The sequence below is a fragment of the Salmonella sp. NW1250 genome (assembly GCF_051812965.1).
Classification (GTDB): domain Bacteria; phylum Pseudomonadota; class Gammaproteobacteria; order Enterobacterales; family Enterobacteriaceae; genus Salmonella; species Salmonella enterica.
The window spans coordinates 1-24,778 of the sequence record NZ_JAMNDD010000021.1 but is presented as its reverse complement, the minus strand read 5'-3'; the positions used below and the strand labels follow the sequence as shown (position 1 = coordinate 24,778).

23 protein-coding genes and 2 pseudogenes are annotated in these 24,778 nt (G+C 53.8%); all 25 read left to right on the top strand.

The window, feature by feature from the left end; all coding sequences use genetic code 11:
* Positions 1-270 precede the first annotated feature (270 nt).
* Positions 271-2,910 (top strand): type VI secretion system ATPase TssH, encoded by a 2,640-nt coding sequence (gene tssH, locus NBA72_RS23385; RefSeq protein ID WP_042948232.1) that lies wholly within the window; start codon positions 271-273, stop codon positions 2,908-2,910.
* A gap of 99 nt (positions 2,911-3,009) precedes the next feature.
* On the top strand, positions 3,010-3,552 hold the full coding sequence (gene tssB, locus NBA72_RS23380) for a type VI secretion system contractile sheath small subunit (protein ID WP_000996815.1): 543 nt from the start codon (positions 3,010-3,012) through the stop codon (positions 3,550-3,552).
* 23 nt (positions 3,553-3,575) lie between these two features.
* A complete protein-coding gene (gene tssC, locus NBA72_RS23375) occupies positions 3,576-5,084 on the top strand; it encodes a type VI secretion system contractile sheath large subunit (RefSeq protein ID WP_000013884.1) in 1,509 nt (502 codons plus the stop codon).
* A gap of 14 nt (positions 5,085-5,098) precedes the next feature.
* On the top strand, positions 5,099-5,257 hold the full coding sequence (locus tag NBA72_RS23370; protein WP_139764317.1) for a BPSL0067 family protein: 159 nt from the start codon (positions 5,099-5,101) through the stop codon (positions 5,255-5,257).
* A 12-nt stretch (positions 5,258-5,269) separates the two neighbouring features.
* Positions 5,270-5,716, top strand: a complete 447-nt coding sequence (locus tag NBA72_RS23365) for an STY0301 family protein (protein WP_001662106.1) — start codon at positions 5,270-5,272, stop codon at positions 5,714-5,716.
* 253 nt (positions 5,717-5,969) lie between these two features.
* Positions 5,970-6,455, top strand: coding sequence for an Hcp family type VI secretion system effector (locus NBA72_RS23360; RefSeq protein WP_042948231.1), 486 nt, complete (start codon positions 5,970-5,972; stop codon positions 6,453-6,455).
* 67 nt (positions 6,456-6,522) lie between these two features.
* Positions 6,523-6,717: pseudogene (locus NBA72_RS23355) on the top strand (type VI secretion system lipoprotein TssJ); the annotation flags it as partial.
* A 42-nt stretch (positions 6,718-6,759) separates the two neighbouring features.
* Positions 6,760-7,245 carry a type VI secretion system amidase effector protein Tae4 gene (locus NBA72_RS23350; protein WP_001081550.1) on the top strand — a complete coding sequence of 162 codons (486 nt, stop codon included), beginning with the start codon at positions 6,760-6,762 and terminating at the stop codon, positions 7,243-7,245.
* Positions 7,230-7,613, top strand: a complete 384-nt coding sequence (locus NBA72_RS23345) for a type VI secretion system amidase immunity protein Tai4 (RefSeq protein WP_077917535.1) — start codon at positions 7,230-7,232, stop codon at positions 7,611-7,613. The genes NBA72_RS23350 and NBA72_RS23345 overlap by 16 nt, the downstream gene beginning before the upstream one ends.
* A 142-nt stretch (positions 7,614-7,755) precedes the next feature.
* Positions 7,756-8,241 carry an Hcp family type VI secretion system effector gene (locus NBA72_RS23340; protein ID WP_000119443.1) on the top strand — a complete coding sequence of 162 codons (486 nt, stop codon included), beginning with the start codon at positions 7,756-7,758 and terminating at the stop codon, positions 8,239-8,241.
* Between the two features lie 66 nt (positions 8,242-8,307).
* A complete protein-coding gene (gene tssJ, locus NBA72_RS23335) occupies positions 8,308-8,844 on the top strand; it encodes a type VI secretion system lipoprotein TssJ (protein WP_001045936.1) in 537 nt (178 codons plus the stop codon).
* A gap of 3 nt (positions 8,845-8,847) precedes the next feature.
* Complete coding sequence (gene tssK, locus NBA72_RS23330) at positions 8,848-10,191, top strand: type VI secretion system baseplate subunit TssK (RefSeq protein ID WP_023205893.1); 1,344 nt, start codon at positions 8,848-8,850, stop codon at positions 10,189-10,191.
* Complete coding sequence (gene tssL / locus NBA72_RS23325; RefSeq protein WP_000132483.1) at positions 10,188-11,492, top strand: type VI secretion system protein TssL, long form; 1,305 nt, start codon at positions 10,188-10,190, stop codon at positions 11,490-11,492. Before tssK ends, tssL begins: the two co-directional genes overlap by 4 nt.
* A gap of 4 nt (positions 11,493-11,496) precedes the next feature.
* Complete coding sequence (locus NBA72_RS23320) at positions 11,497-12,270, top strand: Rap1a/Tai family immunity protein (protein ID WP_023165879.1); 774 nt, start codon at positions 11,497-11,499, stop codon at positions 12,268-12,270.
* 202 nt (positions 12,271-12,472) lie between these two features.
* Positions 12,473-12,904, top strand: a complete 432-nt coding sequence (gene sciR, locus NBA72_RS23315) for a Shiga-like toxin A subunit SciR (RefSeq protein WP_077905250.1) — start codon at positions 12,473-12,475, stop codon at positions 12,902-12,904.
* 33 nt (positions 12,905-12,937) lie between these two features.
* Entirely contained in the window at positions 12,938-16,807 is a 3,870-nt protein-coding gene (gene icmF / locus NBA72_RS23310) for a Type VI secretion protein IcmF (protein ID WP_042948227.1), read from the top strand.
* The gene (locus tag NBA72_RS23305; RefSeq protein WP_001254130.1) at positions 16,807-17,574 is read left to right on the top strand and encodes a TagF domain-containing protein; all 768 of its coding nucleotides are present in this window, start codon (positions 16,807-16,809) and stop codon (positions 17,572-17,574) included. The genes icmF and NBA72_RS23305 overlap by 1 nt, the downstream gene beginning before the upstream one ends.
* Before the next feature lie 42 nt (positions 17,575-17,616).
* Positions 17,617-18,087, top strand: a complete 471-nt coding sequence (locus NBA72_RS23300; RefSeq protein ID WP_000501517.1) for a glucosaminidase domain-containing protein — start codon at positions 17,617-17,619, stop codon at positions 18,085-18,087.
* The gene (locus NBA72_RS23295; RefSeq protein ID WP_001529547.1) at positions 18,072-18,533 is read left to right on the top strand and encodes a hypothetical protein; all 462 of its coding nucleotides are present in this window, start codon (positions 18,072-18,074) and stop codon (positions 18,531-18,533) included. Before NBA72_RS23300 ends, NBA72_RS23295 begins: the two co-directional genes overlap by 16 nt.
* An 8-nt stretch (positions 18,534-18,541) precedes the next feature.
* A pseudogene (locus NBA72_RS23290) lies at positions 18,542-18,664 on the top strand (TagF domain-containing protein); the annotation flags it as partial.
* The gene (locus NBA72_RS23285) at positions 18,661-19,077 is read left to right on the top strand and encodes a DUF2195 family protein (RefSeq protein WP_001596567.1); all 417 of its coding nucleotides are present in this window, start codon (positions 18,661-18,663) and stop codon (positions 19,075-19,077) included. The pseudogene NBA72_RS23290 and the gene NBA72_RS23285, both read left to right, overlap by 4 nt.
* A gap of 23 nt (positions 19,078-19,100) precedes the next feature.
* Positions 19,101-19,622: a DUF2778 domain-containing protein gene (locus NBA72_RS23280; RefSeq protein WP_023994364.1), complete on the top strand. Its 522-nt coding sequence runs from the start codon at positions 19,101-19,103 to the stop codon at positions 19,620-19,622.
* A gap of 395 nt (positions 19,623-20,017) precedes the next feature.
* The gene (locus NBA72_RS23275) at positions 20,018-22,207 is read left to right on the top strand and encodes a type VI secretion system Vgr family protein (protein ID WP_042948222.1); all 2,190 of its coding nucleotides are present in this window, start codon (positions 20,018-20,020) and stop codon (positions 22,205-22,207) included.
* Positions 22,208-22,230: 23 nt separating this feature from the next.
* Positions 22,231-22,677, top strand: coding sequence for a DcrB-related protein (locus tag NBA72_RS23270; protein WP_000375832.1), 447 nt, complete (start codon positions 22,231-22,233; stop codon positions 22,675-22,677).
* Between the two features lie 18 nt (positions 22,678-22,695).
* The coding region (locus NBA72_RS23265; RefSeq protein ID WP_439005033.1) for a DUF6531 domain-containing protein at positions 22,696-24,778 on the top strand (2,083 nt) is incomplete at its 3' end.

The following is a 24,778-nucleotide window of genomic DNA, read 5'->3' as shown; positions in this document are numbered from 1 at the left end:
GACACCCTTTTTATTATTTTCGTCGTGAATGCATTGTTGTATGCATAGATGTCTTTTTTGAAATATTATTTCTTTTAATTCTGCAATTGCGATTTTTATCTTGCTGTTCATTGATTATCTAATATTAACGGCTTAGTTGCTAATTAGTCCCTGATCTGTATCATTGTTTTGTTTCGATATTTTTTCGAGGCTATCAATAAAGAATTGTTTATATATTTATATGCATTGATGCATTATTTTTATGAATTTTTATGTCACAAGGCATAACACATGGAAACTCCTGTTTCACGCAGTGCGTTGTATGGAAAACTGGCCGGCCCACTATTCCGGTCGCTGGAATCGGCAACGGCATTTTGCAAACTACGCTCTAATCCCTGGGTTGAGCTGACTCACTGGCTGCACCAGTTAACACAGCAGCCCGATAACGATATTCTCCACGTTCTTCGGCATTACCAGATCCCTCTTTCTGATGTGGAGAAAGCGTTACTCCGGCAACTGGATATGCTGCCCGCCGGGGCCAGCGCCATTAGTGATTTTTCTCACCATATCGATCTCAGCGTTGAAAAGGCCTGGATGCTGGCGAGCGTCCGTTACGGCGATAACAAAATTCGCAGCGGCTGGTTGCTGCTGGCCTTGTTGACCACGCCAGAACTGCGTCGGGTACTGAGCAGTATCTGCGCGCCGCTGGCCACGCTTCCGGTTGATGAACTGACGGAAATACTGCCCTCGTTGATCGAAACATCGCCGGAAGCGCAGGAGCGCCCTTACGACGGCTCCGGCCTGGCATCAGCCATTCCCGGTGAAAGCAGTCAGGCGATTCCCAACGGCGGGCAGGACGGTAAATCCGCGCTGGCGAAATACTGTCAGGACATGACGGCACAGGCGCGCGACGGCAAAATCGACCCGGTGACGGGGCGTGAGCATGAAATCCGCACCATGACGGATATTCTGCTGCGCCGTCGCCAGAATAATCCACTACTGACTGGTGAGGCGGGCGTCGGAAAGACGGCGGTCGTCGAAGGTTTTGCCCTCGCGATTGCGCAGGGGGAAGTGCCGCCCGCGCTGCGGGAAGTACGGCTGCTGGCGCTGGACGTTGGCGCTCTGTTGGCCGGAGCCAGCATGAAAGGCGAGTTTGAATCGCGTCTGAAAGGGTTACTGGAAGAGGCCGGGCGCTCGCCGCAGCCGGTTATTCTGTTTGTCGATGAAGTTCACACTCTGGTGGGCGCGGGCGGCGCATCCGGCACGGGCGATGCCGCTAACCTGCTGAAACCGGCGCTGGCGCGCGGCACCCTGCGGACTATCGGCGCCACCACCTGGAGCGAATACAAGCGCCATATTGAGAAAGATCCGGCGCTGACCCGTCGTTTTCAGGTGTTGCAGATTGCCGAACCGGAAGAGATCCCCGCAATGGAAATGGTGCGTGGTCTGGTGGATACGCTGGAAAAACACCATAACGTACTGATTCTGGATGAGGCGGTACGTGCGGCGGTACAGCTTTCTCACCGCTACATTCCCGCCCGGCAGTTGCCGGATAAGGCCATCAGCCTGCTGGATACCGCCGCGGCCCGCGTGGCGCTGACGCTGCACACGCCGCCTGCCAGCGTACAGTTCCTGCGCCAGCAGCTAAAAGCGGCGGAAATGGAACGGTCGCTGTTGCAGAAGCAGGAAAAAATGGGGATTCAGTCAGATGAGCGGCGCGATGCGCTGACGGCGCGAATTTTCTCGCTCAACAATGAACTGACTGCATCCGAATCCCGCTGGCAGCGGGAGCTGGAACTGGTACATACGTTGCAGGAACTGCGTCTCGCAGAGTCAGATGCTGATGACAAAACCACGCTGCAACAGGCCGAAACGGCGCTAAGGGAGTGGCAGGGTGATGCGCCGGTGGTGTTCCCGGAAGTCAGCGCGGCGGTGGTCGCGGCGATTGTCGCCGACTGGACCGGTATTCCTGCTGGGCGCATGGTGAAAGATGAGGCCAGCCAGGTGCTGGAACTTCCTGCCCGACTGGCGCAACGCGTTACCGGGCAAGACGGCGCGCTGGCGCAGATTGGTGAACGTATTCAGACCGCCAGGGCGGGACTGGGCGATCCACGCAAACCGGTGGGCGTGTTTATGCTGGCCGGGCCATCCGGTGTCGGTAAAACCGAAACCGCGCTGGCGCTGGCGGAGGCTATCTACGGCGGTGAGCAGAACCTGATTACCATCAATATGAGCGAGTTCCAGGAGGCTCACACCGTTTCCACGCTGAAAGGCGCGCCCCCCGGCTATGTGGGCTATGGCGAGGGTGGTGTGCTGACGGAAGCGGTGCGTCGCCACCCCTGGAGCGTAGTGCTGCTCGACGAGATCGAAAAAGCGCACCATGACGTCCATGAACTCTTCTATCAGGTGTTTGACAAGGGCGAGATGGAGGACGGTGAGGGAACACATGTCGATTTCAAAAACACCACGCTATTACTCACCACCAACGTGGGTTCCGACCTCATCAGCCAGATGTGTGAAGATCCGGCCTTAATGCCCGATGCTACGGGGCTTAAAGAGGCGCTAATGCCGGAATTGCGCAAGCATTTCCCGGCGGCATTTCTGGGCCGCGTGACGGTGATCCCTTACCTGCCGCTGGACGAAACGTCGCGTGGCGTGATTGCCCGTCTGCACCTTGACCGGCTGGTGGCGCGGATGGGTGAACAGCACGGCGTGACGCTGACGTATAGCGAGGAACTGGTCGCACATATTGTGGCGTGCTGTCCAATGCATGAAACGGGCGCGCGGTTGCTGATTGGCTACATCGAACAGCACATCCTGCCGCAACTGTCGCGCTACTGGTTGCAGGCCATGACGGAAAAAGCCGCTATCAGGCAAATTGATATCGGCGTTAATGGTGATGAGCAGATTGTTTTTGAGATCGTTTGCTGAAACCGGCCGTTCGAAGTGTCCGTAGTGCGATTTTAAAAACTGTACCGGTATACCGCTCCCCTTGCGGCAACCAGTTGACTAAAAAGGAAATGAAGGATTATGGCTATCAACAATAGCGCGCAGAAATTCATCGCGCGCAACCGCGCGCCGCGCGTGCAGATTGAATATGACGTAGAGATTTACGGTTCCGAGAAAAAAATCGAGCTGCCGTTCGTGATGGCGGTGCTGGCCGATCTGGCCGGGAAACCGCGTGAAGAACTGCCGCCGGTGACGGATCGCAAATTCCTCGATATTGATATTGATAACTTCAATGAGCGCATGAAAGCCATTGCGCCGCGCGTGGCGTTCGCTGTGCCGAATACGCTGACGGGTGAAGGTCAGTTGATGGTCGATATCACGCTGGAAAATATGGACGACTTTTCGCCGGCACAGATTGCCCGCAAGGTGGACGCCCTGAACCAGTTACTGGAAGCCCGCACTCAACTGGCGAACCTCCAGACCTACATGGATGGCAAGGCCGGGGCGGAAAATCTGGTCAATAAACTGTTGCAGGACCCGACTCTGCTGAAAACGCTGGCGAATGCGCCGAAACCGGCCGCTACCCAGCAAGGTGTGTCAGCGGATAATGAATCAGCGGAATAACGTCGAATTTTTAAGGAATTTTCATGGCAAACAGTAATATGCAGGCAACCGACGCGGTTGCTCAGGATACCGTCTCCGCATCCGGTGAATTTGATGCGTTGCTGAATCAGGCCTTCCGACCCAAGACTACCCAGGCGGCAAAAGCCGTGGAAGCCGCGGTGCAGACGCTGGCGCAACAGGCGCTGGCGAACACGATCACCGTCAGCGATGACGCCTATAAAAGCATCAGCGCTATTATTGCGCAGATCGACTTTAAACTGACCGAACAGATCAAACTGATTCTGCAACATCCCGACTGGCAGAAGCTGGAATCCTCGTGGCGCGGTATGGAGCATCTGGTTTACAACACCGAGACCGACGAAAAGCTGAAAATCCGCTTCATGAATCTGTCAAAAGATGAATTGCGGCGCAACATGAAGCGTTACAAGGGCATCGCCTGGGATCAAAGCCCGATGTTCAAGAAACTGTATGAAGCTGAATACGGCCAGTTAGGCGGCGAACCCTATGGCTGTATCATTGCGGATTACTACTTCGACCATACACCGCCCGATGTGGATCTGCTTGGCTCTATCGCCAAAGTCGCCGCGTCGGCCCATGCGCCGTTTATTGCCGGGGCTTCCCCCTCGGTACTGCAAATGGACTCCTGGCAGGAGCTGGCGAATCCCCGCGACCTGACCAAAATCGTCACCCAGAACCTGGAATATGCGCCGTGGAACTCGCTGCGGGCTAGCGAAGACTCCCGTTATATTGGCCTGACGATGCCGCGTTTTCTTGCCCGCCTGCCGTATGGCGCAAAAACCAACCCGGTGGACGAGTTTGATTTTGAAGAAGATGCGGATGGTTCTGACCATACCAAATACGTCTGGAGCAACGCGGCCTACGCGATGGGCGTAAACATCAACCGTTCCTTCAAACACTACGGCTGGTGTACGTTGATTCGCGGTGTGGAATCAGGCGGTGCGGTGGAAAATCTTCCCTGCCATACCTTCCCGACTGACGATGGCGGCGTGGACATGAAATGCCCGACCGAAATCGCCATCTCTGACCGCCGCGAGGCTGAACTGGCGAAAAACGGTTTTATCCCGTTGATCCACCGTAAAAACTCAGACTATGCCGCCTTTATCGGCGCACAATCGCTGCAAAAACCACAGGAATACTACGATCCGGACGCGACGGCCAACGCTAACCTGTCTGCCCGTCTGCCGTACCTGTTCGCCTGCTCGCGCTTCGCTCACTTCCTCAAATGTATCGTCCGCGACAAAATCGGTTCCTTTAAAGAGCGTGAGGATATGCAGCGCTGGCTAAATGAATGGATTATGAATTATGTCGACGCCGATCCGGTGAACTCCTCGCAAGAAACTAAAGCCCGTCGTCCGCTGGCTGCCGCTGAAGTAGTGGTGGAAGAGGTCGAAGGCAATCCAGGTTATTACGATGCGAAATTCTTCCTGCGTCCGCATTTCCAGCTTGAAGGGCTGACGGGATCGCTGCGCCTGGTGACAAAACTGCCGTCAGTGAAGCAGGGCAATGCCTGATATATATTTTGTGAATGTTTAAGCGAGTGAAATCAGAGAAGATAGAGAATATAAAGAGGGATATGAAGAAAAGAATTTTGTCTCGCCCACGGTCTCGTAAAGGTGGGGTACGTAATGATGACACATATCCGAATGCCAGTAACAATGCCGAAGCTTTTTATATCATTGAGTAGGAAATACATATTATGACCATAAGCCCAACTTTTCATCTGTTACCTGGTATTGTTCTGCTCTTTTCACAATATGCTGTAGCCTGGGAAGTCAGTTGCCCGGCTGTTATTGATACTCAGTCTTCTGCTGTGAGCCTGAAGTCTGATGTCCCAGCGCCGTGGCAGCTTTCTCCCCGATATATGTCGCGTTTATGGTTAAGTAGTATTGGGGTAACGCAGGGTAAACCTGAAAACCTGATGGATCTCAAACCAGAGACTAAAAAAGTAAACGGTGAAAATTGGTCTGTATGGGAAACAGAACGTGTTAGCGATAAAGAAACCGATCGCTATTGGGTTTCGTGTATTTATGGTCATGAACAGATATGGTTGACGCAACCAATACCTGCTTCTTCTACTCGCTGTAAGACTCGTAATTTTGAGGGATCGCCAGAAGACCAGTCTGTATCTTTTATCTGTAATTAGCGATTTGAGACGTGAAAATTTCAGTACAGGTTATGGTTTTTATTATCAGAAGTTATGAAGCATTATTTATACGCATTAAATAATGCGAATTCATAAAATAACTAAATACATTATCGGTACCGGAAAAATATACAGTCCTCTGTTCTCCTGAAGTTATTGGAGAAGGATTCTGTACGGCAATGATTTATCTATAAACAAAAAGATATAGATAAAATCAGGTTTATTTTAAGTAAAACTTAATAAGGATATAAAAATGGCTTATGACATTTTTCTGAAAATTGACGGCATTGATGGCGAGTCAATGGATGACAAACACAAAAATGAAATTGAAGTACTGAGCTGGCGCTGGAATATTCATCAGGAATCCACCATGCACGCCGGTAGCGGCCTCGGCTCCGGTAAGGTCTCCGTCACCAACCTGGATTTTGATCACTATATCGATCGCGCCAGCCCGAACCTGTTCAAATACTGCGCCTCCGGCAAGCACATTCCGCAGGCCATTCTGGTTATGCGTAAGGCTGGCGGCAATCCGCTGGAGTACCTCAAGTATACCTTCACCGACCTGATTGTCGCCGTGGTTTCCCCGAGCGGCAGCCACGATGGTGAAATCGCCTCCCGTGAAACGGTGGAGCTCTCCTTCAGCACCGTGAAGCAGGAATACGTGGTGCAGAACCAGCAGGGCGGCAGCGGCGGCACCATCACCGCAGGCTACGACTTCAAGGTCAACAAAGAAATTTAACGGCTGTTTTTCCGGCCAGATGTTATGTCTGGCTGGTTTTATTGTTTTGATTTTAAAGGAATTTACAGTGAATAAATGGCGTAACCCCACTGGGTGGTTATGTGCGGTAGCTATGCCTTTTGCACTGCTCCTGCTTTCCGGATGCGGCAGTAGCGATTCGCTACCTGACCCCTAATCGCAGCGGCCTGGCCTGAGCGTGAAAGCGTTTTACAAGGTGAATTCTGACAATCAGAAGAAAGCGGCGTCCATGAAGATACGTGTTGAGAATTAATGACCTACACAGAATTTTTAGAGGTTAAGCAAAATGAACAGACCTTCATTCAATGAAGCGTGGTTAGCTTTTAGGAAGGTGAATCATTCCGTCGCTGATGTGGGTAGCATTATTGGTGGAAACGTTGGGAAAAATATAACTGGTGGTTATTTTCAAAATGCCTGCCCTATTCGAATGAGCTATGTTTTGAATGCGACAGGGTTCCCAATAGCCCGTAACTCTCCGTATGCAAAGGTTAGTGGTGCCGATAATAAATTCTATATTTATCGCGTGAATGATATGATTGATTATCTTACTCATACTATGGGCAAGCCTGATCTTATTGTTAATAATCCGAAACAGAGTGACTTTATCGGGAAGAAAGGAATTATCGTAGTAAAAGGGCATGGCTGGAGCAATGCCAGAGGACACGTTACATTATGGAATGGCAGTATCTGTTCAGATCAGTGCCACTTATTAAATGACCCAGATAATGGACCATTTGTTCCTGAAGTTGGGACTCTGTGGATACTGCCGTGAAATGGTTAATATCAGTTACTTTCAGCATAAGTGGAATGCTGGTATGGCAGCCATCCTTTGCACAAGAAGCATTGACCACACAATATTCACAGTCGGAACTCTTAAAAAATTGGGCGCTGAGTCATTGTCTGGCATTAGTATACAAAGATGATGTCGTTAAAAACGATGCCAGAGCTACGGCCAGTGCTTACCTTGAATATGGTAAACAATCTGTGGAGATTTACCATGAAATTGATGAGATTGCGAAAAAATATTCAGGGTTGAAATATAACGGTTCGATATCATCAGATTTTAATACCATGAAGTGCATAGATTTTATCCATGACAGGGAATTAAATGAATTAATTAAAAGGCGTGTCGAGAAGTAAAATTCAAAGATATTAAAAGCATACGTTCTCTTGCTCTGATGAATTTATGGGTAAGAAAGAGCTGTACAGGAATAGTTAATCTGTTCACCTAATAAAGCAGATAAATCAGGGCTTAATTTAGGTAGTTAAAAGGATAGTAGATATGTCTTATGACATTTTTCTGAAAATTGACGGCATTGACGGCGAGTCAATGGATGACAAACACAAAAATGAAATTGAAGTACTGAGCTGGCGCTGGAATATTCATCAGGAATCCACCATGCACGCCGGTAGCGGTCTCGGTTCCGGTAAGGTCTCCGTCACTAATCTTTCATTTGAACATTACATCGATCGCGCCAGCCCGAACCTGTTCAAATACTGCTCTTCCGGTAAGCACATTCCGCAGGCCATTCTGGTTATGCGTAAGGCTGGCGGCAATCCGCTGGAGTACCTCAAGTACACTTTCACAGATCTGATTATTGCAATGGTATCGCCCAGCGGAAGCCAGGGAGGGGAAATTGCGTCTCGCGAATCAATTGAACTCTCCTTCAGCACCGTGAAGCAGGAATACGTGGTGCAGAACCAGCAGGGCGGCAGCGGCGGCACCATCACCGCAGGCTACGACTTCAAGGCCAACAAAGAAATTTAACGGCTGTTTTTCCGGCCAGATTTATATCTGGCCGGATTTATTGTTTTGATTTTAAAGGAATTTACAGTGAATAAATGGCGTAACCCCACTCGGCGGTTATGTGCGGTAGCTATGCCTTTTGTACTGCTCCTGCTTTCCGGATGCGGCAGTAGCGATGCGTTACCTGACCTCGAATCACAGCGACTCGACCTGAGCGTGAAAGCCTCCGATAAGGTGAATCCTGACAATCAGAAGAAGGCCGCGCCCATTGAGATTCGTGTTTATGAACTAAAAAATGACGCCGCTTTCACGACAGCTGATTACTGGTCGCTCCATGACAACGACAAATCCGTCCTTACCGACGATTTAGTGCGTCGCGACAGCTTTATTTTGCGTCCCGGCGAAGAGAAAAAACTGCGTCGCCCGCTGAATGCGCAGACCACGGCAATCGGCGTACTGGCCGGATACCGTAACCTGGCCAAATCGGTCTGGCGGGTAACCTACAAAATCCCGGAAGCCCCGGAAAAAGCCTGGTACAGCAGCTTCGTACCGGGGAAAGGAAAAGTGCAGTTGGAGGCGGAACTGGAACAAAGCGCCATTGTAATTACGGAACGGGATAAATGAATTATGAGCTGGAATGACCGCGTAGTCTGGAGTGAAGGACAATTTTTACTGCCGCAGATGTTTCAGCAGCAAGAGCGTTATCTGGAACACGTCATGCATTACCGCAGCCTGCCGCTGACCCCCTTTTTCTGGGGATTCAGCCACTACAATATTGATGGCGAAGCGCTGAACATCGGTAAACTGATACTGAAAGAGGCATCAGGGATTTTTCCTGACGGCACGCCGTTTAACGCACCGGACCACACCCCGCTGCCGCCGCCGCTGACCATCCTGCCGGAGCACCTGAACCAGCAGATTTGTCTGGCGGTACCGGTTCGCGCGCCGAACAGCGAAGAAACTACGTTTGACAATAACCCGGAATCACTGGCGCGTTTCTCGGTACATGAACACGACATCCGCGACGCCAACTCGCTGGGACGTGGCGCGCAGTTATTACAGCTCAGTCACCTGCGCCTGCGGCTGCTGCCGGAAAAAGCGGTGACGGGCGCCTGGATTGGCCTGCCGCTGACCCGCATCACCGGGCTGAACCCTGACGGGCGGATAGATATCGACCACGACCTGATCCCGCCCATCATTAATTATCAGGCCAGTTCACTGATGTGTACCTGGCTGTCGTGGATCAACGATCTCATCCGGATGCGGGCCGATTCGCTGGCGGAACGGCTGACAGGCAGCGACAACCACGGCCATGAAGCAGCGGAGGTCTCCGATTACCTGCTGCTGCAAATTCTCAATCGCTTTGAGCCGCTGTTGACCCACCTGGCGAAAACGCCGCTGGCCCCGGAAGTGTTGTATCGCTACCTGTCCGAACTGGCCGGGGAACTCTCCACCTATGTGCGTCCACAAACGCGACGGCCCGCTGAATACAAAGAGTACAAACACCTGACGCCCTATGCCGGGGTGAAATCGCTGGTTGATGAGGTGCAGTTCCTGCTGAATGCGGTACTGATCCGGGGCGCGCAGCGCATCGAGCTGAAAGAGGGGACTTACGGCATCCTGAATGCGGTGGTGGCCCCTTCCGATCTTGCCGATTTCAGCACGCTGGTACTGGCGATAAAGGCTTCAATGCCGACCGATGTGCTACTGCAACATTTTGCCGCCCAGACCAAAATCGGGCCATCCGATCGCCTGCCGGAACTGATCCGCTCGCATCTGCCGGGGCTGGCTTTGCAGGTTCTGCCTGTACCACCGCGCCAAATCCCGTTTCAGGCCGGATACATCTATTACGACATCCGCCGCGAGGGAGCATTGTGGGAACACATTGCCCGTTACGGCGGGATGGCCATGCATACCGCCGGGGAATTTCCGGGGCTGGAGACAGAACTGTGGGGAGTGCGCGATAAATGACAGACAGTACCCTGACGCCGCCAGCGGCGGACATGATGTCCTTTTTGTCCACCACGCCGGAGCATAAGGACAGTGAATATGAAACGCCGGTACACACCAGCCAGCGCACGGAACTCAATGTCATCGTTGAAGACGGTCCGGACAGCAAACTCCGGCTGGCTGAAATCAGCGCGGCGGCTAACCCGTTGCTCGCCGCTGCCCGGCCTTTATTGTGCGCTCTCGCAGCCATGCCCGCTAAACTGGATGCGGCCCTGGTAGAGCCTTACCGTAATCTGTTGGTACGCGAGATGCATCTGTACCAGACATTATGCGATCAGGCGAACCTGCGGCGCGAGCACGTACTGGCGGTACGTTACTGCCTGTGTACGGCGCTTGATGAAGCCGCCAATAACACAACCTGGGGACGGCGCGGCGTCTGGGCCGGAAAAAGCCTGCTGGTAACATTTCATGGTGAAAGCGAAGGCGGGATAAAACTTTTCCAGATCATCGGGCGTCTGGCAGCCAGCTTCCAGGAGCATGGCAACGTACTGGAGGTTATCTACCACCTGCTGGGGTTGGGATTTGAAGGCCGCTACAGCGTGCAGCCAGACGGGCGTAAGCAACTGGACAATATTCGCCAGCAACTGCTGACACAGCTTTCACAGCGTCGCGATCCGGTTATGCCCGCGCTCTCGCCTGACTTTCAGGGGGCGATAAGCGGACGACTGCGGCGGATGCGCCGGGTGCCGGTCTGGCTGAGCGCCGGGATAGCCCTGTTGGCGATGCTGACGCTGTTTGGCCTTTACAGCCACCGGATGGATGTGCAGACCGTCACCGTACAACAGCATATTGATGCGATTGGTATAAAACTGCCGCCGCCGCCCGTGCCGGTTCATAAGCTGCGGCTGAAAATCCTGCTGGCAAACGAAATCGCCCGTGGCCTGCTGACCGTGGACGAAGATGACCAGCACAGTAGGGTGGTCTTCCGTGGCGACGCCATGTTTGTACCGGGACAGAAAACGGTGAGTGACGCAATCCGGCCAGTGATTAACAAAGCGGCGCGGGAAATCGCCCGCGTGGGCGGCGCAGTCACTGTAACGGGTCACACTGACAGCCAGCCCATTCATTCGGCTGAATTCCCATCCAACCTGGTGCTATCGGAAAAACGGGCGGCGGAAGTTGCGGCGTTACTGACCTCCGGCGGCGTACCTGCCGGACGGGTACATATCGTCGGCAAGGGCGATACGGTGCCGGTGGCGGATAACGGCAGTAAAGCCGGGCGGGCGAAAAACCGTCGGGTGGAAATTCTGGTAGTGGAGTGAATGAATGATGAAAAAATCAACCTATGATGTGTCTCATCATTCGGCAGTATGTGGCGTGACGGGGGATTATTATCGGATCTCAGCGACATATCACATAACACGATCTGTTCGTGTTTTTTTGATCATCTTATGTTGCCTGTTATCCGGTGGCGCTTTTGCCGGATCCCCGATTAACGCAGGATTCATTTCCCCCGATAATGTCAACCTCAGTACTCGGGATTTCCTGAAATTTTATGCCACTGACAACGTACAGAAAAAAGACAATGCTCTGATGTATATGCTGGGGGTGGCGGATGCTACAGAAAGTAAAGCCTGGTGTGGATATGGTCAGGTTGACAGTATAACAATAAACCATACTGTGCTGACCTGGTTTGAACAGCACGCAGTGAAAAAGCCTGATGTAAGGGCTTCAATACTAATAGAGGAAGCATTAGTTAAAAATTTTCCCTGTCAGAGGACAGACTCCTCCATAAAAATTGCTTCCCGGTCATCTCCCATTTTATCCCTGACTCCGGATGCGCTTAATCTTTCAGGTAATGACTTTTTTAAATTTTGGGTGTCTGGTAATCAACGGGATAAACTCAGGGCGGGTGTCTATCTGCTCGGCGTGGAGGATGCGACAGAGAACAAACTGTGGTGTGGATACGCTTTATTTAAGACGCTAACATTAAATGAATTAGTCTATGTTTCTCTTAAAAATAAAACCAATGAGGAACTGAATTCTCGCGCGGCTGAACTTATCATAAATAAATTAATAGAGTACCCCTGTAAGATATAAAATCATTCAAGTTGCATCAAGGCGGCAAGGAAATAAATCCCCGGGAGCATACATTGGTTCGTGACTGGGGTAAGAGAGTAAAGCCAGCGCACATGTAGCCTGAAATGTGACAGGTATACCCTGTGATAATGTTATCGCTGCCAGTTCAGATAAAGTCTTGGTGGTAAAGTCTTGGTAGTAAGGGATTGATATGTTTAAGATAATGGTCTGTCTGTTGGTGGGTATTCCTGCCATTTCTTATGCGCACGATTATGGGTGTGCTACGGTTGGAGCATCAATGGAGTCATCATTATTTGATGCCATAAAAAATGACCTGAATATAGATGTCGCTACTATTATAAAGGATAAAACAAAGGTAGAGATTCTTGATATCTCGCCTGTATCTAAGGTCTATGCAGAATCTCTGGCCAGGATGGATTATGAAAAAGATAAGGCCAAAAATAAAGTGGCAATATTAGATAAAAAATCCTATTTCGATAGTTACTATGAAAATCAGGTTAAATCTATCGTGGCAAAATATACCTATATTAACAAAGATAAAGAAAAAGATATTTTCATTGCATCCAGCTTCATGAATGCTGATGAGTGTTCTGTAAGATTTAATGGTTATATTACTTTATTCAGGGAATTTTAAAATATTGATTATTGGGTGGCGAGTCGAAATATAATGCAAAAATTTCTTAGTCTGCTTTTTTCCCGGCGCGCGCTGGCAGTTGTGGGCGTTCTGGTTCTGGCGCTGCTGGTCTGGTTTGTCGGGCCGCTGGTGTCATTTGATACCCTGCGCCCGCTGGCCTCCGTGGGTAGCCGGGTAGTGACCATTGCCCTGTTGCTGATGCTGCTGGTACTGTGGCTGGTCAACTGGTCGATGAGTATCATCGGCATCAGTGTCCTGTGCCTGGCGATTGGCTTCGTCACACCGCTGCTGGCCCTGGGCGATGTCCATCCGTTTGCGCCGCTGTGGGTCCGCCTGACATTAATTGGTTTCATCCTGCTGATGTACGCGCTGTACGGCCTGTACCGGCTGTGGCGTGCGCTGCGTATGGATGAACAACTGCTGCGTCGCTTCCTGCATCCGCGCGGGGAAGAGGTACCGGTGGCAGGCGAGATCAAAGCCGACCTGCGCACCGTCAACCATATTGTCACGCAGGCCATCCGGCAGCTGCGGCAGTTGCGGGTGGATATGCCTGGCTGGCGTAAAATCTTCGAGGGAAAACGCTTTCTGTATGAGCTGCCGTGGTTCATGGTGGTCGGCAGTCCCGGCGACGGCAAAACCACGGCCCTGCTGAACACCGGATTGCAGTTCCCGCTGGCGGAGCAAATGGAGCAGACCTCGCGTATCCTGACAGTGCCGGGTGGCGGCACGCTACACTGCGACTGGTGGTTTACCAACGAAGCGGTGTTGATTGATACCGCCGGACGCTACGCCCGCCACGATGACGGCGGCGAAGCGAGCGCCGCGCAGCGTAACGCCGGAGAGTGGCAGGGCTTTCTCGGTCTGCTGCGTAAACATCGCCCCGGCGCGCCGCTTAACGGCGTGATCCTGACGCTAAACGTGGCGGATTTAACCGCACAGTCACCGGCGGAACGCCTGGCGGCCTGCGCCGCTCTGCGGGCGCGACTGGCAGAACTGCGCGAGACCCTGGGGATTCGCTTTCCGGTCTATCTGGTGGTCACCAAAATGGATTTGTTGCCGGGGTTCAGCGAGTATTTTCGCACGCTGACCAGCCATCTTCGCGCACAAATCTGGGGCTTTACGTTGCCGTACAGCCGCAGGCGAAAAACGGGCGACCCGCAGGCGCTGCATGCCGCCTGCGCGCAGGAGCTGGCGCGCCTGACGCTGCGGCTGGATCAGGGACTGGATACCCGGTTACAGGAAGAGTACGACCTTAAAAGCCGCCAGCGGCTGTATACCTTCCCGCGTGAGTTCGCCGCCCTCGGCGAGCCGTTGCTGGAGGCTATTGAACAGATCTTCCTCGATTCAAAATTCGATGCCACGCAACTGAATAACACGCTGCGCGGGGTGTTTTTCACCAGCGCCGCGCAGGCGCAGGCCGACGCCGTGGCCGACCAGTTGAGTATCTGGCAGCGCTTTGTCCGGGCGATAAAAACCGCCCGTGGCGAATCCTCCGCCTCTCTCCCACACGCTCTGCCGGACGGCAACCGCAGCTACTTTCTGCATGATCTGCTAACACAGTTTATTTTCCGTGAAGCGCACCTGGTGGAGCCAAACCTCCAGTGGGCCTGGCGTTACCGCCTGCTGCGCCTCGGCGGGCACCTGCTGGTACTGGTGCTGGCATTCCTGTTGTGGCAGGGGATGCAGACCAGCCAGCAGACCAACGGCGACTATATGAATGAAATCAGCGCCCGCGCGACCCGGCTGGACGGTGAAGTGAAAGCCTACACCGGTAAACCGGCGATGGCTCCCGTCCCGGCACTGCTGGATAGCGCAAGGGAACTGTCCGCCTGGCCGGAACTGGACCCGGACGCGCCGCCGCTGACCTGGCGCTACGGCCTGTACAGCGTACCGCCGGTAACCGACAGCGTGGCGTCGCTGTACAACCGCCTGCTGGATCAACTGCTGCTGCCGCCGCTGGTGAAACGGATGGAGTATGTGCTGGCGGACGCCATTGCCCGTCAGGACAGTAAAGCGGCCTACGATGCCCTGCGCATCTATCTGCTACTGAATCTGGATAAAGATCACGAAGATAAATACAACGCGGCGGAGATCCAGTCGTGGGTGATTAACGATCTGGGGAACAGCGACAGCGTGGCCGGGTTCGGCGGGCGCGCCGCCGTGCTGACGCATATCGAAGCGCTGTTTGACGGCAGCCGGGTGGTGCATTCACCGTATGAGAAAAATGAGGCACTGATCCGCCAGGCGCGGGCATTCCTCGACGGTCACACCAGTACCGAGCGTATCTATGCGCGGGCGCTGGCGGCAATGGAGAGCGAAGCGCCGCAGGAGTTCACGCTGGTACGCGCTGTGGGCGCGGATGCGGGAACGGTGTTTGTGCGTAGCAACGGCGCGCCGCTGGATCGGGGCGTGCCGGGTATTTTTACCCGTGAAGGTTACCGGGAGCTGTTCGACAAACGATTACCGGAATTTGTGGCGGCGGCGACGGCGAACGATGGCTGGGTGATGGGCCGGGAGAGTACGCCAAAAAAGCTGACTGACAGCCTGCGCAGCCAGATACCGGGGCAGGAGCAGTCTGTCGCCCGCGAAGTCCGCCGTTTGTACCTGACGGAATATGCCCGCCGCTGGCAGGATTTTCTGGACAGTATCCATAGTATCAACAGTGCCGGGGAAGAGGGCAGTTCCGGCCTGGCCTATGATTTACAGGTGCTGCGCACCCTGGCGTCGCCGGACTCACCGCTGATGCGGCTGGGAAAAGCGGTGGTGGAGCAGACCACGCTGGTGCCGCCGCCGGACCCGCAGGCCAGACAGAAACAACTGGCGCAGCGCGCATCCGGTAACGCGGGGAAAGTGGTACAGACGGCAAAACTGTTCCAGGATATTCACCCGGAAGAACGGCTGGAAAAAACGCTGGTGGATGACCGTTTCGCCGCGCTGCGCGAGGTCATTGCCGGGCGGACGGACGGCGGACAGAGCGGCGGTGGGACGATGCAGATCGCTTCGCTGCTGACCATGCTCAACGAGTATTACACCCAACTGACCATTGCTGATAGCGCGCTGGCGGCGGGGACGTTGCCAGCGCGCATTACTGCCGCAGACAAGTTGCAACTGGAGGCGGCGAAACTGCCTGCGCCGCTGAAAAACATCCTGCTGGATCTGACGAAGCAGGGAACGCGCAAAATCAACGCCGGGACCGGCGACGTGCTGAACACCCAGATGGAGGCGATGATGGGCGACGACTGCCGTGACGCCATCGACGGGCGCTATCCGTTCGCCGACAGTCCGCAGGAGGTCAGCGCCGAGGACTTTAACCGCATTTTCGCCAGCGGCGGCGTACTGGATGCTTTCTGGAGCAAACAACTGGCTCCGCTGGCGGACACCGCCAGCGACCCGTGGCGCTACAAACCGACCGAAGGCAACATGACATTGCAGGGGCCGGATTTAACGCCGTTTCAGCAGGCGAAGCAGATCCGCAGCGTGTTTTTTAACAGCGAGGGCGGGAAAAAATTTTCTTGGTCGATGCAGATTAGCGTGGTGGATATGGACCCGGCCATCACGGAACTGGTGATTGATATCGACGGTCAGGTGCTGCGCTACGCCCATGGTCCGGACCGGCCCCTGAAAGTGACGTGGCCGGGACCGCGCAACGGCTCGATGGCGGAAATCACCGCCAGCCCGCGTATTCGCCAGGACACCTCAACGCTACTGACCGGCGGGCCGTGGGCGCTGTTTCATCTGCTGGACGCCGGAATGGTACAGGAAACGGCGGTGCGGGGGCGTCAACTGGTGGAATATGATTTTGACGGTCGCCGGGTGGTGCTGGAAATCACCGCCGGGCGGGATTTTAACCCGGTCAGCCGGGAGCTGTTGCAGAACTTCAGTTGCCCGGCGAGGGCGCTGTAATGCGCCGGCCAGCAGTGGTATCAGCCCCGGCGATGTTCGGCAGGCTGCCGGACCAGCGCGACTATGTGCGCTGGCGAGTGGGCGCTGAAGAGGGACGAATATGGCAGGACTGGCTGAACCGCCAGACATGGGTGGGCAGCGGGCGGCATATCGTGTTGCCGGAAGGCCAGACGACCGATGAAGAGCGTGACGGCTGGATGCACCTGTCGCCGCGTGGCGAACATGATATGCCCGCGCCGGAACACCATCCGCTGCCGTGGAGCTTTGTGATGTCGCCGGGATTTTTGCCGATGGGTGGGACGACTGACTGGCTGACCGGAGTGCTGATGGCGTCACGGGATAGCGTGGGACGCCCGTGGCCGCTGGTGATTTACCAGCGCTGCGGTCGGGAGTGGCTGGACGAGAGTTTGCAGGAGACGCAGGGCTGGCTGTACTGGCTGGCGAGGCTGGCGGCGCAGCATATCACGCCGGACACGATGCGGCGCGGGCGGCTGACGGAGCAGGTGGACCAGCTATGGGCGATGTGGCAGCCGGGGCCGTGGTGGGCGCAGTGGCTGCGCGGGTTACGACGAACATCGCAGCGCAGCCGGGAACTGACCGGGCTGCCGGATGAAGCACCGGTAGTAGAACTGCCGGGCGTGCGTTATCTGCCGTGGCCGGGCTGGCCGGGTAAGACGCTGGGGCAGGCAACACCGGGGCAAGGCTGGTTCTGGCAGCAGAACAGTGAAGGGCGGTATGTGGATGCGCTGCGACTGGTGGAGAAATAATGAACATGGTGGTTTTAAAAACACCTGCTAAGGAATGAAGAAATGGGTGCTTATGATAAAGCGTGTAATAACGTGGGCGCGGTAAGATTTGTCCAGGAGCACATGAAGGTTTGTGAGATAATTGCAAAAGAGCTTGACGTACCGGTAGAGAATATACTGGGTCTTGCTGCTGCCGAAAGTCAATATGGTACAGGTCGTATTGCCAGGGAATATAATAATTACTTTTCTCTCCAGGCTCCTGCATCATTTCAGTCAGGTCGGGTTCATCCAAAGGATAGTAACAAAACTTGGGTGGCTATTTTTTCTTCGTTTTCAGTTTGTGCGCGATCTTTTGCTGTCAAGTATGGTGACGCTGTTCGGGGGAAAAAAGATGCTCTGGCCTTCTCTGAAGCTCTGGTAGCAGCTGGGTTTAATTCAGGATCTCATATTACTGGTGGTACGGATAATTACGCCAGGATAACTGCTGGAATAATTATTATGGTCGGTCGGAGAATAGCATGCCCCGTAAAATAATGCTTGTTTTTTTTCTCTTTATATCTGAGTTCTGTTATGCCCAAGCGGTTGTATCTGAATTTAATTTGTCAGATATAAATCGCGGTGGAATGACGAAAGCACAGGCAGAAAAACTACTCATTATTGCACTTAAATATCAAAAATATGATTTATCGCTGGATGGCGTTTTTGTTGACGGTGATTTGCAGGATAAACACGGAAATCCTCCCCATCCGGGATATTATGATTTTAGCCTTGGCTATGATACACCGACTGCCGGAGCAATCGATTATTGGGGACTGTTTTCAGTAAGTTCTCAAACTGGTGATATATGGGAAATAAATAAATGTGAGAGAGTTATATTTCCGCAGTTGCAAAAAATACAACAAGAAATAATGAAAAAAACTGGCGCGACATTTGCCAGTGAAGTGGTACAGCGCCGGGGGCTGGGCTGTACAGATGAATAGCGGGATAGTTGGATCTACCGGGCATACGTTACCTGCCAGGGCAAGGCTGGTTCTGGCAGCAGAACAGTGAAGGGCGGTATGTGGATGCGCTGCGACTGGTGGATGAAAAAAATAGAGGTCAGATGCTGTGAAAAAGTACGCTGTAGAGGTTCTGTTTATGTCTGCCTGTGCAGGAATGTTCCTGCCCGTATTTGCCTGGGGCGGAACAGATGTAAACATTGATAACCCGCTGGCGGAGTGTGTGGATATCCATCCCGTTCATCGTCAGGAAATGGATAACCTTACCATTCTGAAAACAACGGTCACACTGAAAAAAAGTACCGGTGAATGTGGCTGTTTCTCAACATTAATCAACTATACCAGCTTACTGGCGCAGGATGTTGAGGGTTACGGACGCGGAAGTGCATATTCCCTTCAGGAGGGGAATATCTCACTGGCGAAGATGCAGGGACGTTATCCTTTCAGCTTTGTATTATCGGTGGATAACCAGTCTGTACGGGATCAGAAGCTGGCGCTAATGATACGTTGTACACCACCGCTGTAATACACAGAATAGTCAGGGAGAAGATGATGGCGGTAAGACTGACTTTTGACGGGCAAAAGCTGACATGGCCTGGTATCGGGATATTTAAGGCGACCACGGGGTTACCGGATTTACAGTGGCCAGATAAACAGTGTGTGCCGGATGCGGCGATACCGGAAGGGAATTATAAATTGTTTATTCAGTTTCAGGGGGAGGCACCGATAAGAAATGCTGCGGATTGTGATCTGGGACCATCATGGGGCTGGAGTACCATTCCGCGAGGCCAGGCTGCCGGAACATGTGAGATGTACTGGGCTAACTGGGGATATAACCGTATCCGGCTGGAATCAGCGGATGAGAAGACCCGAAAAGCCTGTGGGGGCAAGCGGGGTGGTTTTTATATCCATGATTCCACCAAAGGTTACAGTCATGGTTGTATTGAAGTGGAACCGGTGTTTTTCCGTATTCTGAAACAGGAGACGGAAAAAGAAAATGGTGAAAAGACATTTACGGTTAATGTTAAGTATGTTTCTGGTCAGCAAACGAATGGTGGAACAAAACAATAATACCGTTAAAACCGGCTGAAATTATCGTGTCTGGACGTGCTGTGGTTGACAATCATTACAATGGTGGCCAGATAAGTAATGAGCACGATGATAAAGTATATGACTGGCGGTGTGCTGGTTATTAATCAAATTTCTATAAAATGCAATGTGAATCTGGTAAGCGTAATAAAAATAAAATCATAATATTGTTATATTCATTTCCTTATTTATGTAATTCAGTATTTATGTTATGTGCTAATTTTTGTGTTTTTATTTTCATGGCTCTTGTCAGCAATATACCCTGTTCTTCTGGTAAATATTTAAATATAACAGGCTGGTTGCATTATAAAGTGCGGGGCACTGTTTCCTGACGGTGAGTCTATTTATTTTAATCCGGTATTAAAGGAGTCACTACCATGAGTTTTGTATCCACAAATAATAAATCCGGTATGGGAGGGCTGACGACAACCACGCCGCCGATAACCGGAGAAAGTGGCGGTGTCACCGCAGATTCAGTCGCCGGAAGCGTGGCAGATGCGGCGGAAGCCGCCGTGGAACAGGCTGCGGGATCGCTGTTTGGCGCATTGCCGGAGCCATCAGGACTGGTGAAAGCCGCGGTAGCAGCGGCGCAGGCTGCCGCCGCCGCAGGTATGGCGCAGGATGCGGTATCGGCCATCGTCTCTGCTGTTGCAGGCGGGCCGGGGGCGCATAATGTGACGGTCAGCGGCAGCGCCGTACCGCCGGGCGCATTACTGTTCGCCAGCCTGGACGGCGGCGAAACATTAAGTGAACTGTTCAGTTATGTGGTACAGCTAAAAACGCCCGACACCCTGAATCTGGGCTATGTCTCCCCGGCGGCCAACCTGCCGCTCAAACCGATGGTGGGCAAAGATCTGTGCGTCAACATCGAACTGGATGGTGGCGGTAAACGACATATCAGCGGGCTGGTCACGGCGGCGCGGGTGGTGGGCCATGAAGGGCGTTCGGTTACCTATGAGCTGCGTATGGAGCCGTGGGTAAAACTGCTGACCCATACCAGCGACTACAAAGCATTCCAGAATAAAACCGTGGTGGATATTCTGGATGAAGTGCTGGCGGAATACCCCTACCCGGTGGAAAAGCGGCTGGTGGAAAGCTACCCGTTACGCACCTGGCAGGTGCAGTACGGTGAAACTGATTTTGATTTTCTTCAGCGACTGATGCAGGAGTGGGGTATCTACTGGTGGTTTGAGCACAGCGAGGACAGCCACACGCTGGTGCTGGCGGATGCCATCAGCGCCCACAAAGCATGTCCGGACTCGCCGTTGGTCGAGTGGCACCAGGAAGGGCTGAAGCTGGACAAGGAGTTTATCCACACTATCACGGCAAACGAGAGTCTGCGGACTGGCCAGTGGGTGCTGGATGATTTCGATTTTACGAAGCCACGTTCATTGCTGGCAAACACCGTGGCAAACCCGCGTGAAACCGGTCATGCCACCTACGAGCATTATGAGTGGCCGGGAGACTACTTCGACAAGAGTGAAGGCGAGATGCTGACGCGCATTCGTATGGAAGCGCAGCGCAGCCCCGGCAGTCGGGTGCTGGGGGGAGGGAATATCCGCACACTCATGACCGGTTATACCTTCACGCTGGAAAACTATCCCACTGCCGAAGTCAATCAGGAATACCTGCTGATGCAGACCTTGCTGTTTGTGCAGGACAATGCGCAGCACAGCGGGCAGGACCAGCACTTTACCTTTTCCACCCGTTTTGAACTGCACCCGACCCGTGAGGTGTTCCGCCCGCAGCGGACGGTGAGCAAACCCCACACCAAAGGGCCGCAGAGCGCCATCGTCACCGGCCCGTCGGGCCAGGAAATCTGGACGGATCAGTACGGGCGGGTAAAGGTGCAGTTTGGCTGGGATCGCTACGGCAAAATGGATGAAAACAGCTCCTGCTGGATACGCGTCAGCTACCCGTGGGCGGGCAAAGGCTTCGGGATGATCCAGATCCCGCGTATCGGCCAGGAAGTGCTGGTGGATTTCAAAAACGGCGATCCGGATCTGCCGATCATCGTGGGGCGCACCTACAACCAGGACACCATGCCGCCGTGGGGACTGCCGGGAATGGCGTCGCAGAGCGGGATCTTCAGCCACTCGCTGTATGGCGGGCCAACGAACGGCAACATGCTGCGTTTTGACGACAAAACGGGCGCGGAGGAAGTGAAGTTCCACGCGGAAAAAGATCTCAACACCACGGTGAAGAATAATGAAACGCATACGGTTATGGTGGATCGCACTAAAACCATTATTAAAAATGAAACCAACAGTATTGGTGAGGACAGAAACACCACGGTAACGAAGAATGACGGCCTTTCCGTAAAACTGGCGCAGACGATCAATATCGGCACCACTTATCGTTTAGATGTTGGCGATCAATTCACGCTTCGCTGCGGCAATGCGGCGCTTGTTTTACATAAGGACGGCTCCATTGAGTTTTGTGGCAAGCAACTGATGTTACATACCAGCGATGTCATGCAACTGATTGGTAAAGGTATTGATATGAACCCGGATGGCGGCACAGCCGTAACCGCCGATGATATTGCCCCCCTTCCCACCTCTGAGTGATCTGAATTAAACCTGGAGTTCTCATGGATCGACCATACCGCATACAGGAAGGGTGTTTTGTCCTGCCTGAAACATTTACGGATCGCAGCGTCAATATTTTTATCCTGGAGGGCAATGAACGAACATCGCCCAGCCTGAATATTTCCCGCGATACGCTAAAACCTGATGAAGACCTGCCCGCCTATATTGACCGCCAGATTGCACTGATGAAAAAAAATCTCGGTCAGCACCGGGTATTGTCGCGAGCGCCTGCACAGGCAGGAACGGGCAATGATGCCCTGATGGGGGAACAAATTGCCGCCACCCATAAATCCGGGAAAACGGAAGTGTACCAGCGTCAGGCCGGGTTTATTGCAACCCCTGGCAAGGTACTGGTCTTCACCCTGACCAGTCCCCGTCCTTTTGATGATAAAGCAGACCTGCTCTGGAACACCTGGCTGGCAGGCTTTCAGCCGGATAAAAACGAATAATCACACGGAGGTGTGACCATGTATGAAGCAGCCCGTGTGGATGACCCTATCTACCACACCAGTGCGCTCGCCGGGTTTCTTATCGGCGCTATCATCGGCATCGCCATTATCGCGCTTGCCGCCTTTGCCTTCTTTAGCTGCGGTTTTCTTGCCGGGCTGATTCTGGGTTTTATGGCCGATCAAATAGCCTCCGGGGTATTGCAACTGGGCGAGGCCATCGGGCGCTCCAACCACCACACGGCAGGAAAAATCCTCACCGGTTCGGAGAATGTCAGCACCAACAGTCGCCCGGCGGCGCGCGCGGTACTGAGTACGGTGAAATGCGATAACCATATCGCAGAAAAACGCATCGCCCAGGGGTCGGAAAATATCTACATCAACAGCCAGCCCGCCGCCCGTAAGGATGACCACACCGAATGCGACGCGGTGATTGAAGACGGTTCGCCGAATGTGTTTCTCGGCGGCGGCACACAGACGGTACTGGAAATCAGTTCTGAAATTCCGGACTGGCTGCGCAAGGTGGTGGATGTATTGTTTGTCGTGGCGAGTCTGCTCGGCGGGCTGGCCGGGGCGTGGCGGCAGGCGGCAAAGCTGGGGACGAAATTTGGCACTAAATGTGCCGCTAAGTTTATCGGCGGGGAGCTTGTCGGGATGGCCGTGGGTGAGGCTATCAGCGGGCTGTTCAGCAATCCGGTGGATGTGACCACCGGGCAGAAAATCCTGCTGCCGGAAACGGACTTCACCCTGCCCGGTCGCCTGCCGGTCACCTGCTCGCGTTTTTACGCCAGCCACCTGGAAACCGTGGGACTGTTGGGACGGGGCTGGCGGCTGAACTGGGAAACCAGCCTGCGCGAGGACGATGAACACATCACGCTGACCGGCGTACAGGGGCGGGAACTGCGTTACCCGAAAACGATGCTGACGCCCGGCCACCAGATATTTGACCCGGAAGAACAGTTATACCTCAGCCGCCTGCATGACGGGCGTTACGTGCTGCATTACACCGATCGCAGCTATTACGTATTTGGTGATTTTGACAGTGACGGCATGGCATACCTGCTGTTTATGGAGACGCCGCACCGCCAGCGCATTGTCTTCGGGCACGAAGGAGGCAGACTGGTACGGATAGCCTCCAGCAGCGGGCATCACCTGTTACTGCACCGCACACAGACCCCGGCAGGGGAGCGGCTGTCGCGAATTGAACTGGTGCAGGGCGGCACCCGTGGCAATCTGGTGGAGTACCGGTATGACGATAACGGTCAACTGACCGGCGTGGTGAACCGGGCGGGAACGCAGGTGCGGCAGTTTGCTTATGAAAACGGGCTGATGACGGCGCACAGCAATGCGGCGGGGTTCACCTGCCGCTACCGCTGGCAGGAACTCGACGGCGCGCCGCGCGTGACGGAGCACGACACCAGTGACGGTGAACATTACCGCTTTGACTATGATTTTGCCGCAGGCACCACCACCGTCACCGGCAGGCAGGGGGAGTCATGGCAGTGGTGGTACGACAGGGAGACGTATATCACCGCGCACCGGACGCCGGGCGGTGGAATGTACCGCTTCACGTACAACGAAGACCACTTCCCTGTCAACATTGAGCTGCCCGGCGGTCGCACGGTGGCGTATGAATATGACATCCAGAACCGGGTGGTGAAGACGACAGATCCGGAAGGCCGGGTGACGCAGACGCAGTGGAACGGTGAGTTCGACGAAATCACGCGCACGGCGCTGGACGATGACGCTGTCTGGAAAACGCAGTACAACGCCCACGGCCAGCCAGTGCAGGAGACGGACCCGGAAGGGCGGGTGACGCAATACGCTTACGATGAACAGGGGCAGATGTGCAGCCGGACGGATGCGGCGGGTGGCACGGTGGAGACGGCGTTCGACAGCCGGGGGCAGATGACGCGGTACACCGACTGTTCAGGGCGCAGCACAGGATATGACCACGATGAGGACGGCAACCTGACGCGGGTGACGGACGCGGAAGGGAAGGTGGTACGCATCAGCTACAACCGACTTGGGTTGCCGGAGACGGTGAACTCACCGGGGAAACAGCAGGACAGGTATACCTGGAATGCGCTGGGGCTGATGAGCA